This window comes from Parafrankia sp. Ea1.12 (assembly GCF_900465275.1).
In the GTDB taxonomy this organism is placed as follows: Bacteria; Actinomycetota; Actinomycetes; order Frankiales; family Frankiaceae; genus Parafrankia; species Parafrankia soli.
Genome location: NZ_UBIZ01000429.1, coordinates 16422 through 29538, shown reverse-complemented (window position 1 = coordinate 29538; position 13117 = coordinate 16422). Strand labels below are relative to the sequence as shown.

Below are 13117 nucleotides of genomic sequence, written 5' to 3'. Positions count from 1 at the left end.
GCGCGGCCGGCGTCCCGGGACCCGCCGACCGGACCGGCACGACGGCCGGGCGGCTGACTCGCCGGAGGAGGTGATCAGCGGTGGTGACGGACGAACACGGCGCCCACGCCCCTGATCCGGGCTGGCGCCCCGGCGACCGTGGCCCGCGTACCCGGGCCGGCACGGCCGCCCAGCGCATGACCGACGGTCGCACCACCGGCGGGCATCCCGACGTGGAGGCGCTTGACGCCTACCTCGACGCCCGGCCGGACCCTTCGGATCAGGGGTTCCCCCTCGAGCCCGCGACCGCCCGGGTCGAGCGCCACGTCCACTCGTGTGCCACCTGCCAGGAGGCGCTCACGGCGCTGCGCCGGGTGCGCGCCGACCTCGCCCGCCTCGCGAGCATGACGATGCCGGCCGACGTCGCCGAGCGCATCCAGGCCGCGCTGGCCGCCAGGTCGGCCACGGACACCCGGGCACGGGAGAGCGCCCGGTCGGGGCGCGGTCCCCGCGCGGGAACTGTCGGCGGCCCGCCGCGGCCACGCCGCCGCCTCGGGCGGGTCGGCTCGCTGCCAGCCGCGGGCCTCGTCGCCCCTGGCGAGTTCGAACGGAAGAGCACTCCGGGCAACGCAGGCCGAGGCACCGCTGGCACAGGTCCCGACGCGGCCGACCGCGACTCAGGCATCGCCGAGCAGGGGACCGCCGGGCCAGGCATCGGCGAACCAACAACCATCTCGGCACCAGACACCAGGACTCCGGGCACCAGGGCGCCAGACACGACGGCGCCGGGCATCGCCGAGCAGGGCATCGCCGGGCCGGACATCACGGCACACGGCACCACACGGGGGAGCACGGAGCCGGGCAGGCCGCCGATCTCCGGGGCGCCGCGGCCCCCGCGGCACGGCGGCGGGCGGCGGCGCGGCGGGCTCGCCGGTGCCGGCGGCCGGGTCGCCCGCGACTGGGTCTCGATCGCGGCGACCTGCGTCGCGCTGGTGGCGTTCGGCGCGGCTGTGCTGACCCTGCGCGGGCTGACCGCGGGCGGCGGGGACGCGAGCTCCACCGCGGCCAACGACGCGCCCACGGCGCTGTCAGGGGCCTCCCAGACGGCCGGTCCGGAAGCCGCCCGGGTTCCCGGACCGGCCGCCGCCGCGGCCGTCCCCAGTGCCAGCGGAACGCCCGAGGAGCCATCCGCGGCCTTCACGATGGTCGCCGACTCGGGAGAGGCGGTCCGGGCCGGCGACATCGTCGTGCACGGCCGGAGCCTGCTCACCGGGCGGATCCCGACGACCATGCTCACCTGGTCCGTCCTGCCTGCGCTTTCCGGTGCGACGTCCGTGCCGCCCGCCGCGGGCGAGGAACAGGCCACCGACGACGGCGCGTCCACCACGGTGCCGGGAACGGATCCGTCGGCCGCGTCCGCCACGACGCCGGAGACGCTCGCCCGCGTGATCGACACCCCACAACTGCGGATGTGCTACGACAGCCTCACCGCCCAGACGGGCGGATCGGTACTGGCCCTCGACCGGGTGCGTTTCGACGGCCAACGGGCGCTGCTGGTGGTGCTCTCGGTCGCCGGCCAGCCCGCCGCCGCGCGGGTCGTCGTGATCGACGCACGCTGCGGCGTGGTACCGATGCCGGGCGCGGTGTTGTACACCGTGAACACGACCCGCGCGCTGTAGGCGGTGGTCGGCGACAGGACGGCACACACGTACGGACGGGCACGCCCCCCTTGCCACGGTGACCCAGCGGTGGAATCAGCGGCGGTCCGCGACGGTTATGGGGGCAGACATCACGTCGGCGGGGCCAACGATCGACAGAGTCGACGAAGCCTCGTACGACAGTCGTGAAGGGAGTGGGTGTGACAGCCCAGGGCAAGGACCAGGCCGGTCAGGCCGCCGGAGCGGAGCGTTCCGGCGAGCGCGTCCTGGACGTCGTCATCATCGGGTCGGGGCCGGCCGGCTACACCGCGGCGATCTACACCGCCCGGGCGAACCTGAAGCCGGTCGTCTTCGAGGGCGCGGTGTCCGCGGGCGGCGCGCTGATGACCACGACCGAGGTGGAGAACTTCCCGGGCTTCCCCGAGGGCATCCAGGGGCCGGAGCTCATGGAGAACCTGCGCGCCCAGGCGGAGCGGTTCGGCGCCGAGCTCATCGCGGACGACGTCACCGAGGTCGACCTGGCCGCGGATCCGAAAGTGGTCAAGGTGGGCGACGAGACCTACCTGGCCCGCTCGGTCATCGTCGCGACCGGCTCGGCCTACAAGAAGCTCGGCGTCGAGCACGAGGACCGGCTGCTCGGCCGGGGCGTGTCAGCCTGCGCGACCTGTGACGGCTTCTTCTTCCGGGACCAGGACATCGCGGTCGTCGGCGGCGGCGACTCGGCGCTGGAGGAGGCGACCTTCCTCACCCGGTTCGCGAAGTCGGTGACGATCGTGCACCGGCGCGACAAGCTGCGCGCCAGCGCGATCATGCAGGAGCGGGCGTTCGCCAACCCGAAGGTCCGGTTCCGGTGGAACGCCGTGGTCGAGGAGGTCCTCGGCGAGGACAAGGTCACCGGCGTCCGGCTGCGTGACACGGTCACCGACAAGACGGACGAGCTGGCGATCACCGGCCTGTTCGTGGCGATCGGCCACCTCCCCCGCACGGATCTGATCCACGATCAGCTCGAGCTGGACGGCGAGGGCTACATCAAGGTGGCCCACCCGACCACCCAGACCAACATCGCGGGTGTGTTCGCCTGCGGTGACGTCGTCGACCACACCTACCGCCAGGCGATCACCGCGGCCGGCACCGGGTGCTCCGCCGCCCTCGACGCCGAGCGCTACATCGCCAGCCTGGAGGGCGCCGCTGACAGCGCCGCCGAGGCGCCCCGGGTACCGGCACCGGAGCTCGCCGCGACGACCTGACGCGGACCAACCTGTGCTGTGGCGGGAGCCCCGCCACAGCACAGCCGTCAACCACCAGTCCAAAGACACAAGAGCGCAAACCCTGAGGAGAACGCCATGGCAGGCTCCACCCCCGCGGTGACGGACGGCACGTTCGCCGTCGAGGTGCTCAAGAGCGACAAGCCCGTACTCGTCGACTTCTGGGCCGAGTGGTGCGGCCCGTGCAAGATGGTCGCGCCGGTACTGGAGGAGATCGCCAAGGAGCACGGCGAGAAGCTCCGGATCGTCAAGCTCAACATCGACGAGAACCCGGAGGTCGCGCGGCAGTACCAGATCATGTCGATCCCGACGATGGCCGTCTTCGTCAACGGCGAGATCGACAAGAGCATCGTCGGCGCGAAGCCGAAGGCCGCGCTGCTGCGCGACCTGTCGTCCTACATCTGATCCAGACCGCGCCCGGCCCCGCCCGGGCCGGGCCAGCGCACTCCGCCGGCCATGGTCGACCTCGACGGCCCGCTCCGATCTCGGAGCGGGCCGTCTTCGTCTCCGCCGGCACCGCGGAGTCGGCACCGGCCTGCGCCGCGCAGGGTCCGACTGTTCGGAACTTTCGGTAGCCAGGAGCACACGTCCGGTGGATGTTTCCGGACCGTCGGCCGCTAGTGGCCCTGAGCGGGCCGTAAACATGATCGAATGTGCGGCGCAGGGCGGCCCCTGCACCGCACACGTCACCTTTGGTCACATCGGGTAGTCATCGACCGTTTCCCCAGGATGGCCACCTCCAGGCGGGGTTCACGCCGAAGTGAGTCGGCCCGGCGGCGCCTGGAGTGACTCAGGCAGTTCACTTCGGCGGCCACCCCACCGAGCCCGGGCTCCGACCTCAGGTCCGGACCGGGCCCGACCGGAGCACGGTGCACCGAGGCAGAAAGCCGGACGAGGGGGATCGCCGTCCTCACTGCCCGGGACCGATGGCCTAATCTGATGACCGGGATTCGGCGGCGGAACCGCCCGACGCAGGTCGACGGCTCGATGAACGCGGACTCGAAAGGTACTCATTCGTGAAGCTGCTGCGTCTTGGTGACCGTGACCCCTCTGTGGCGGAGGCCCGGGCAGCTTTCATCCACCTGGGTTTTCTTCCCGTCGCACCCCGCCAGACCGATGCGGCTGACGGCCCCGGTCCGGGTGCCCTCGGGACCTCCACCGCGACGGGTCCGGACCCGTTCCCGGCGTCGCCCGCCGGCGACGCCGGGAACGGCGGGAACGGCGGCCCGGTCGACGCCACCGACCAGTTCGACAGCGAGCTGGACAACGCCGTCCGGGCGTTCCAGCAGAGCCGCGGGCTGTCGGTCGACGGCATCATCGGACCCGACACCTTCCGGGCCATCGAGGAGGCTCGCCGCCGCCTCGGCGACCGGCTCCTTCACTACAGCGTCACTCACCCGTTCGTCGGCGATGACGTCGCCGCCCTGCAGGAGCGGCTGTCGAACATGGGCTTCGACGTCGGCCGCGCGGACGGCATCTTCGGAGCACGGACGGACTCGGCCGTGCGGGACTTCCAGCGCAACCGGGGCCTCGACCCCGACGGCCTCTGCGGGCCGCGGACCCTGCGCGAGCTCAAGCGCCTCGAGCGCACGGTCACCGGTGGCCGCCCGGACGTCCTGCGCGAGTCCATGCGCCTGCTGGCCCGGGGGCCGTCGCTGCTCGGCATGGTCGTCGCCATCGACCCCGGGCACGGCGGCGACGACCTTGGCGTGTCCAGTGGTGGGCTGTGCGAGCGTGACCTGATGGCCGACCTGGCCTCACGGCTGGAGGCCCGGCTGCTCGCGTCCGGCCTGGAGGCCTACCCGGTGCACGGGCCACACGAGTCGCCGCCCGAGGCGGAACGCGCGGCGCGGGCGAACGAGATCGGCGCCGACCTGCTGGTCTCGCTGCACGTGGACGCGAGCGGCTCCGCGCAGGCCCAGGGTGTCTCGACGTACTACTACGGCCACGCGCGAGGCTCGTCGGCGGTCGGTGAGCGCTTCGCCGCGCTGGTGCAGCGCGAGATCGTCTCGCGGACCGACATGGTGGACTGCCGCGCCCATCCCAAGACCTGGGAGCTGCTCCGCCGAACCAGGATGCCCGCTGTCCAGATCGACCTCGGCTACCTCAGCAACACTCACGACGCCGCCGCGCTGGCGTCGACCGAGTTCCGGGCCGCCGTCGCGGAGGGCCTGCTCGCCGCCACACAGCGCCTGTTCCTGCCGCCGGAGCAGGACCCGCCAACGGGGCAGCTGCGCGTCCCGCGCATCGCGGCGCGCGCCTGAGGCCTCGCCGCACCACGCCTGGCTACTGCCGCCGCCGGCCGTGCCGGACGGCTCCGCGGTCGCTCCCCCGTCCCGCACGCTTGTCGTGTTTCACTACCGCGACCGGCTTTGTGGTGGACGTCCCGGGAACGTGTAATCCGTTGGCGAGGTTTCACGTGGAACAGGTCACGGCGTGCCCGTGGCCACATGCGCTGACGACCGTCCTAGGCTGTCCGAAGTAAGCGGAAGAATCGGCCGGGGACGGTCGTCCGGACCGCTGGGAGGGCTGGCTCGATGAGTCGTCGGATCGCGAACATCACTCTCGACAACATCGACGACCTGCCGCTCCCCTGTCGCAGGTGCGTCTTCTGGGAGCTCGACCCGGTGGCCCGCAGCCGGGCCGAGGAGGCCGGCGGCACGGACATCGAGAAGGAGGCCTGGGTCTCGGCGGCGCTTCTCGAATGGGGTAGCTGCGGAAAAGTCGTGTATATCGACAACGTCCCGGCCGGGTTCGTCATGTTCGCGCCGCCGGCGTACGTCCCGCGCTCCGTGGCGTTCCCGACCAGCCCCGTCAGCCCGGACGCGGTGCTGCTCATGACCGCACAGATCGTCCAGGAGTTCACCGGCCAGGGCCTGGGCCGGGTGCTCATCCAGTCGGTGGCCAAGGAGATCACGCGGCGCGGCTACCGCGCTCTGGAGGCGTTCGGCGACCTGCGCGACTCCGGCACCCGCTGCGTGGTGCCCGCCGACTACCTGCTCGCGGTCGGGTTCAAGACGGTTCGCCCGCACCACCGCTGGCCCCGCCTGCGCCTCGAGGTGAAGAACGCCGTCAGCTGGCGGGAGGACGTCGAGGTCGCCCTGGAGCGCCTGCTCGGCTCGATGAATCCCGAAGGCGTCCTGCGCCAGGTGAACCCCGTCCCCGGTACCGTCTGAGCGGGACCGCACCGGGACGGGCACACACCCCGGACAGGCCTCGGGGCGCACGTGTCCGCCACGTGCGCCCCGAGGCCTGGTACCGAGGTCAGGAGACCTTCGAGTTCGGGGACATCACCTCGACGATCCGCTCCAGGTCCTCGATCGTCGCGAACTCCACGGTGATGCGGCCCTTGCTGCGGCCCATGTCCACCTTGACCCGGGTCTCCAACCGGTCCGACAGGCGGTCGGCGATGCTGGTCAGCGCCGGCTCGGCCGCCCGCGGCCCGCGCGGAGCCCGCTTGCGGGGCCCCTCCTCGCCGAGGGCCACGATCTCCTCCACCGCCCGCACGGACAGGCCCTCGGCGACGATGCGCGTCGCCAGCCTGTCCTGGGCGTCGGGGTTCTCCAGCGAGAGCAGTGCGCGGGCGTGCCCGGCGGACAGCACTCCGGCCGCCACCCGACGCTGCACCGCCGGCGGCAGCCCGAGCAGGCGAATCGTGTTCGTGACGTGCGAGCGCGACCGGCCCAGGCGCCCGGCCAGCTCCTCGTGGGTCGCCCCGAAGTCACGCAACAGCTGCTCGTAGGCCGCGGCCTCCTCGAGCGGGTTGAGCTGCTGGCGGTGCAGGTTCTCCAGCAGGGCGTCGCGCAGCATGGCGTCGTCCGCGGTGTCCCGGACGATGGCGGGCACCCGCTCCAGCCCGGCGAGCTTCGACGCGCGCCAGCGCCGCTCGCCCATGACCAGCTCGTAGCGGCCGGGCAGAAGCTCCCGGACGACGATCGGCTGCAGTAGCCCCACCTCGCGCAGGCTCGCGGCGAGCTCCGCGATGGCGTCCTCGTCGAAGTGGGTGCGTGGCTGGCGCGGATTCGGGGTCACCGAGTCCACCGGGATCTCCCGGAAGACCGCGCCCGCGACCGGGACGGGAGCCGCTGCCGGAGCGTGGTCCAGGCCGTTGCTCTGGTAGCCGTCCTGCGGCTCGGCGGCCGCCGGAATGAGCGCGCCAAGACCACGACCCAGACCACCACGCCGCGCCGTCATCGACCGGCCCCGTTCAGGTTCGGACCGCCAGGACCCGCGGCACCGCCGTGCGGGCCGTAGCCGTTGGGCCGTCCGTACCCGTCCCGGGTGCTGGGTGCACCCGGGACCATCGGCCCGTCCGGAACGGCAAAGCCGTCCGGCGTGGACGGCCCGGCCGGAGCGGCGTGACCGCCCGGCGAGTCGTAGCCGTCGGCGGGCGTGCCGTACCGGTCGTCGTCGGCGGGGTAGCTGTCGTCAGCGCCGTATCCATTGGCGGCGCCGTATCTGTCGGTGGCGTTGTAGCCATCCGTGCCGTAGCCGTCGGCGGCGGCGTAGTCGTCCGCGCCGCGGCCGTCTGCGCGGCTGTCTGCACGGCTGTCTGCACGTCCGTCGCTGCGGCCGTTTGCGCCGCCGTCTGCGCCGTAGCCGGACGGCGGGCCGTGCCGGTCAGGGCTGGCCTGGACGGCGCCCGTGCCGCGGCCGGTGGGCGGCGCGTGCCCTGCGGGGGAGTGGCCGTTCACCGGAGCCCCACCGGTCGGGATGGGGCCGCTGGGAGCCCCATCGCGGGCGCTCCCGGCGGTGCCACGTGGAGCCGGGTCGACTCCGCGCTCGGCGAGCTCGCGAGCAGCGGCCAGGTAGGACAGCGACCCGCGGGAGGCGGGGTCGTAGGTCAGGACGGACTGACCGTAGCTCGGCGCCTCGGCCAGCCGGACGTTGCGCGGGATCGTGGTGCTCAGCACCCTGTCCCCGAAATGCTCCTTCACCTCGTGCACGACCTGATCGGCGAGCCGGGTGCGCGAGTCGTACATGGTCAGCAGGATGGTCGACAGCCGGAGCTCCTGATTGAGATGGGCCTGGACCAGCTCGACGTTACGCAGCAGCTGACCAAGACCCTCCAGCGCGTAGTACTCACACTGGATCGGGATCAGGAGCTCCCGGGCCGCCACGAGCGCGTTGACCGTGAGCAGCCCCAGCGACGGCGGGCAGTCGATGAGGACGTAGTCGACCTCGTTCCGCATGCCGTCGATGGCCCGACGCAGGCGGGTCTCCCGCGCGACCATCGAGACCAGCTCGATCTCGGCGCCCGCGAGGTCGATCGTCGCCGGTGCGCAGAACAGCCCGCTGGACTCGCTGGACCGCACGACGACCTCGTCGAGTGGGCGGTCACCGAGCAGCACCTCGTAGATCGAGGGAGTGCCGGACCGGTGGTCCACACCGAGCGCCGTGGAGGCGTTCCCCTGCGGGTCCAGGTCCACGACCAGTACACGGACTCCGTGCATGGCCAGTGCGGCGGCCAGATTGACGGTGGTCGTCGTCTTGCCGACGCCACCCTTCTGGTTGGCGACAGTGATGACACGTCGCCGGCTGGGTCGAGGAAAGGGTCGTCGTCGTTCCATCGTCAGTGCTTCCACCGCTGCTGCCGCCGCCGCTCCGATCGGGGTCGAGGAGTCAAGGGGGTCCAGGCCCGGGAGGCCGGACGTGTCACCCGGACTCCCCCCGTGTGCCAGGCCGCCTCGACCCGCCGACGCTGCTTCAGGTGCCCTCGCCGTCTGATATGGCATCGCTGTTTCACGTGGAACGGGACCTCCCACGTGCCGGTCGATCACGAGTGCCCTCCCGTGGTCGCCGTGGCTGTGTCGTCCGTCTGGCCTGCCGGTCATCCGCGCCGCGCCGTCCCCTCCCGCCGTCCCCTTGGGTCGCCTGAGGTGACCGCGTCGCGCACAGAACACGGGTGGGTTCGTCCACCAGGCCAGCCCCGCACGTCATGACGTTCACCTCGCGCCAACCCTGGGAATCGAGATCACTACGCGCGGCCTGCAATTCCTCAAGGATTCGCGAACCGCGCAGTGCAAGCATGACACCGCCCGGACGGGTCATCGGCAGCAGTACCGCGCCAAGACGTCCCAAAGGGGCTACTGCGCGCGCCACCGTAACGTCGAATGTGCGATGCGGAGGCAGCTCGGCGACGTCCGGCGCTCGTCCCCGTACGACCTCCACCTGACCCGCCAGACCGAGCTCGGCCACGGCTTCCGCGAGGAAACGGCAGCGCCTTTCCATCGGCTCGAGCAGGGTCACCCTCAGGTCGGGGCGGGCGAGCGCGAGCGGAATTCCGGGAAGGCCGGCGCCGCTGCCGACGTCGACGACCTCGAGGGCGGCCTCGTCGGAACCGGGGGAGGCGGAACGGGTGGGGACGGCCTCGGCCAGGACCGCGCTGTTGAGAAGGTGGCGCTCCCAGAGCCGGCCGGTCTCCCGCGGACCGATCAGCCCTCGCTCGACTCCTGCCGTCGAAAGCATCTCGACATACCGCACCGCGAGACCGAAACGATCACCGAAGACGGTCCGAGCGGCGTCGGGAACCACCTCGGCGGCGCCGGTCGGGCCTTCGGATGTCGTCGCCGGCGCAGCCGAGGAATCCGACGGCGGGGGCAGCGGATCGCCGGGGGAGGAGTCGGGGCGGAGGCCGCCCGCCGTCCCTTCGGGCGGTGTCACCGATTCACCTCAACCACCGGAGCACCCGGCAGGCCCAGCCGGCCAAGCTGAGCGGTCCGAGCTGTCGACCAGGTCACGAAGGCGCGCCAGGCACGCGGATCCAGGCTCGGATGTGGCCCGCCCCGGGCTGAGAGCGGACGGTCCGGACATCCCGGAATGGACGAGCGAGCGGCAGGCGGCCGCGGCGGCTCGGGGCGAGACGGGAGGGTGCGACGCGAAAGCACCACACCAGCATCCCCGGTGGACCCGTGCTGGCGCGTCAGGTGATGCCTCTGATAGGTGCTGTGTCGGGAATTCGGCGCCAGAAACCCGACACCGCGGGCAGATGTTTCCCGTGAATCATCCATCGCTCGCGGCGGGACGAGCGGAGCAGGCGGAGTCGATCACCAAGCCGGCGGGCAGATTCACCCGCATCCAACCAGCACTGACACAAACTCCGACCAACGTCGCCGACCTGGCTCTGCGAGACGATCCCCTCTACGCAAAGTAATAGATCTTTCGATCACCGGTCTGGTGGTCTGGCGGTCTGGCGCACAGGAGCGGGTTGGCCCGGATCTTCCGCCTGGCTGCAGGACACCGCGTCGACGATGATCCGGTCAGTTCTGCGTACCCCGGGCGGTCGGCTGATCGGACAGTGACCAGGTCAGAGTCGCTCCTGCGCTGAGATCACGAAACCGGGTCCAGGGCCCGGGGAGCGGCTCGCCGTCACGTCTCAGCCCGACCGGTATGCGACCATCCACCCCGCCGACCTGTTGGTTCACCAACCGAAGTTGTCCGTGAGGAAGGGTGATCTCGACCGATGGGGCGACCGGCGGAGTGACGATGAGCAGGTCTGTTCCCGGCTGGACGGGGCCCAGTCCAAGCCAGGCGAGCACGTACCAGGCGGACAGGCCCCCGGTGTCGTCATTTCCGGGCAGACCGTCGGGAGTATCCCGGAACAAAGTCCGGCGCGTCCGGTCGAGAGCGTCGATCGTCAGATCGACGGCGCCGAACGATCCACCGAGCCAGGGCACGAGAAGGCTGGGCTGGTTTCCCATCTCCGCATGTGCCCCGATCGGGCCGTCGTCGAGCCGGGCGAGGAAGTCGGCGAGCCGGTCGACCGCGACGCGCCGTCCGCCCATCGCCTCTGCGAGGCCATCGGGATCCTGCGGAACCAGCCATGAGTACTGGGCCGCGGTGCCTTCGGTGTAGCCGGGCAGGGTCGTCGGCTCCACCGGTAGAAAGCCACCGTCCGTGCTGCGCGGGGCGGGCAGCTTACTGACCGGATCCCATACCGACCGCCAGCGCGTCGACCGTTCGGTGAAGATAGCCGCGATTTCGGGCCGGTTCGCGGCAAGCGCCAGTTGCGCTGTCGCGAAGTCCGCGAGGGCGTACTCGAGAGTGATGGACACAGCATCCGCGGGGCCGGCGTGGCCGACCGGGACGAAGCCGAGTCGGTCGTACTCGGCCGCGAACGGGCGGCGGGCCGCGCTGGCCAGCGCGGCGGCCAAAGCCTGTGCTGGGTCAAGGGGCAACCCGAGAGCCACCGCCTCGGCAAGCAGGACCGTGCCGCCGTCGCCAGGCATGACGTCGGGCCGACTGGTCGCGAGAGTCCATCCTGGCACCGACCCGGTCTGCATGGCGCCGGCCATCAACGACCATGCGGTGTCGGTGGCGACGTCCGGAGCCAGCATCGCCAGTAATGGGAACGAGCTGCGGTAGGCGTCCCAGCCCGCGATCCCGCTGCGTGCGGTCCATCCCTGGGCGGCGGCGGTGGATCCGTCCCAGCCACGGTAGGTGCCGTCGGCATCGCTGACGGCACCGGGGCCCAGCATCGCGTGATAGAGCGCTGTGTACAGGGTGCGTAACTCGGACCGTGGCGCGGAGGCGACACACACGGTCGACAGCCTCCGGTTCCATTCGGCGCGGGTGGCGCTCGCGACCGCGTCGACACTGCTGGGGTACTCGGCCTCGAGGTTGGCGCGCGCCCCCTCGACGCTGGTATAGGACACAGCAGCACGGAGCATGACCGCTCCGTCTGCTGCCGGTGGCATTCTCAGCCAGACTCCGACCGATGCGGAACGCGACGTCGCGGTGGGTCCTCCTTCGTCGGCCACGTCCGGGCTCAGTGACCATCGCCCCGCCGACCAGGTACCCACAGCCGCCGGCGGCCGATCGGGTCTCGCGACGAAGTAAAGCGTGCTGACGGCTGGTTGCCGGCAGAAGACCCGGCTGGTCACCGAGCCTGAAACCTCCCCGGTGGCGGAGTCCACATGCAGGTCCGCCCGGCCGGCGCCGTCGGCACGGCGTCCCACGTCGAGGACCAGGGATCCCGCCACGCCTGCCGGAAACGAGAAGCGACCAATCGCCGCACGGGCTCCGGCGGCGAGATCCACACCTATCCGATCGCCCACCGGGGAGGTGACCTGAACGCTGTAGCGACCGGGTGTGGCCGACTCGTCGCCATGAGAGAATCCGGCGCCCCACAACGATGGCTCGTCCACGGCGCCGGTGGGTGGATAGAAGGGATAGGAGCCGGTAGACGGCATGATCGAAATATCCTGGGCCGCAGGACACGACGTGCCATGTAAGTGGGTCAGGCTGAATCCGTCTATTACTGAGTCGGTGTACCGGTACCCGCCCGACCCCGCAGCCGCCCGTCCGTTGGTGTCCGGGCTCCACTGGACCATCCCGAACGGCGCCGCGGCTCCTGGAAAGGCACCCGCGACCCCATCGCCGGGTATGACATCATGACGCTGCTGCGCAGTGCCGATAAACGGGTCGACAAACTTGGCCAGGTCGTCGCCTGCGGAGACAGCGTCCGCGGTCTGAGTCGCGAGGTCTGATGCCCGTGTAGTTCTGCCGTGGGCACCCGGCCGCATTTCGATGAGTAGACCCGCGGCTGCGGCCATTGCGACCAGCAGAGACAGTACAACCGATGCGACCGTGCGGGCACGCCAACCTCCGACAGACACGCACAATCCCTTTCCGACGGTCATCGACGCGGCCGGTCAGGTAAAAAAATACGGCGAGTCTCAGGCCATCTCCGTCCGCCAGGGCAGCACTGTTCCATGCTCGCGACCTGTTACGGAGGCCGGACCAGGAGGCTCTGGTCCGGCGGAGCTCTCTTCTGCGGTCCGGACTGGACGCATATTGGGCTATGCGCATACACCGCCAGTCGGGATCAGTGGCGACCGCATCCTCCTCGAGGATATCGGATCGACCGCCTCACGACTGGCAAAGGCAGGACATACCCCTTGCGACGCGAGGAGTTGCCCGGCATCACCGGCTCTCGCGTTGCCCACACCCGTCGCTGAGCATCGTGAACCGGATCGCGCACCTGAGGACATTACCCATGCTCAGCAGCACCGACACAGGTCCCCCGGACCCGTCCAACGGCCACAGCGGATGGAACCTGAACGCCTTCTTCGGGCCCGGTCGGCCTTCTCCTCGTTCGAGTACGTTGTCAGCAACATGCCTTCCGGACCACCGATCAGTGGCTCCTCGGGCCACTCACCTGGTCGGGCCAGATCTCGTCGCACCAGAACAGTTGGCCAAGGTCTGCGGAGCCCC

8 protein-coding genes and 1 pseudogene are annotated in these 13117 nt (G+C 71.0%); 5 read left to right on the top strand and 4 right to left on the bottom strand.

Annotated elements, in window-relative coordinates:
* The first annotated feature begins 80 nt into the window (after nt 1–80).
* The 5 genes from FMEAI12_RS25050 to FMEAI12_RS25030 all read left to right on the top strand — a co-directional run bounded on the left by FMEAI12_RS25050 (nt 81) and on the right by FMEAI12_RS25030 (nt 6078).
* Nucleotides 81–1658 carry an anti-sigma factor gene (locus FMEAI12_RS25050; protein WP_112108072.1) on the top strand — a complete coding sequence of 526 codons (1578 nt, stop codon included), beginning with the start codon at nt 81–83 and terminating at the stop codon, nt 1656–1658.
* 179 nt (nt 1659–1837) lie between these two features.
* Complete coding sequence (gene trxB, locus FMEAI12_RS25045; protein WP_083391147.1) at nt 1838–2884, top strand: thioredoxin-disulfide reductase; 1047 nt, start codon at nt 1838–1840, stop codon at nt 2882–2884.
* Nucleotides 2885–2980: 96 nt separating this feature from the next.
* The gene (gene trxA, locus FMEAI12_RS25040) at nt 2981–3307 is read left to right on the top strand and encodes a thioredoxin (protein WP_071065006.1); all 327 of its coding nucleotides are present in this window, start codon (nt 2981–2983) and stop codon (nt 3305–3307) included.
* A gap of 611 nt (nt 3308–3918) precedes the next feature.
* Nucleotides 3919–5166 (top strand): N-acetylmuramoyl-L-alanine amidase, encoded by a 1248-nt coding sequence (locus FMEAI12_RS25035; RefSeq protein ID WP_112108071.1) that lies wholly within the window; start codon nt 3919–3921, stop codon nt 5164–5166.
* A 273-nt stretch (nt 5167–5439) separates the two neighbouring features.
* Nucleotides 5440–6078, top strand: coding sequence for a GNAT family N-acetyltransferase (locus tag FMEAI12_RS25030; protein ID WP_112108070.1), 639 nt, complete (start codon nt 5440–5442; stop codon nt 6076–6078).
* 88 nt (nt 6079–6166) lie between these two features.
* On the opposite strand, the gene FMEAI12_RS25025 is transcribed toward FMEAI12_RS25030, so the two are convergent.
* The 4 genes and pseudogenes from FMEAI12_RS25025 to FMEAI12_RS25010 all read right to left on the bottom strand — a co-directional run bounded on the left by FMEAI12_RS25025 (nt 6167) and on the right by FMEAI12_RS25010 (nt 12456).
* Nucleotides 6167–7096: a ParB/RepB/Spo0J family partition protein gene (locus FMEAI12_RS25025; protein WP_112108069.1), complete on the bottom strand. Its 930-nt coding sequence runs from the start codon at nt 7094–7096 to the stop codon at nt 6167–6169.
* A gap of 578 nt (nt 7097–7674) precedes the next feature.
* A pseudogene (locus FMEAI12_RS40185) lies at nt 7675–8538 on the bottom strand (ParA family protein); the annotation flags it as partial.
* Between the two features lie 106 nt (nt 8539–8644).
* Complete coding sequence (gene rsmG / locus FMEAI12_RS25015) at nt 8645–9565, bottom strand: 16S rRNA (guanine(527)-N(7))-methyltransferase RsmG (RefSeq protein WP_112108068.1); 921 nt, start codon at nt 9563–9565, stop codon at nt 8645–8647.
* A gap of 596 nt (nt 9566–10161) precedes the next feature.
* On the bottom strand, nt 10162–12456 hold the full coding sequence (locus FMEAI12_RS25010) for a GH92 family glycosyl hydrolase (RefSeq protein WP_235014460.1): 2295 nt from the start codon (nt 12454–12456) through the stop codon (nt 10162–10164).
* Nucleotides 12457–13117: the final 661 nt, after the last annotated feature.

What these genes read in the sequence shown, in the direction of transcription:
- FMEAI12_RS25030 (WP_112108070.1), top strand. Translation starts at nt 5,440, where the DNA reads ATGAGTCGTCGGATCGCGAACATCACTCTCGACAACATCGACGACCTG.
- trxA (WP_071065006.1), top strand. Translation starts at nt 2,981, where the DNA reads ATGGCAGGCTCCACCCCCGCGGTGACGGACGGCACGTTCGCCGTCGAG.
- FMEAI12_RS25025 (WP_112108069.1), bottom strand. Translation starts at nt 7,096, where the DNA reads ATGACGGCGCGGCGTGGTGGTCTGGGTCGTGGTCTTGGCGCGCTCATT.
- FMEAI12_RS25010 (WP_235014460.1), bottom strand. Translation starts at nt 12,456, where the DNA reads ATGGCCGCAGCCGCGGGTCTACTCATCGAAATGCGGCCGGGTGCCCAC.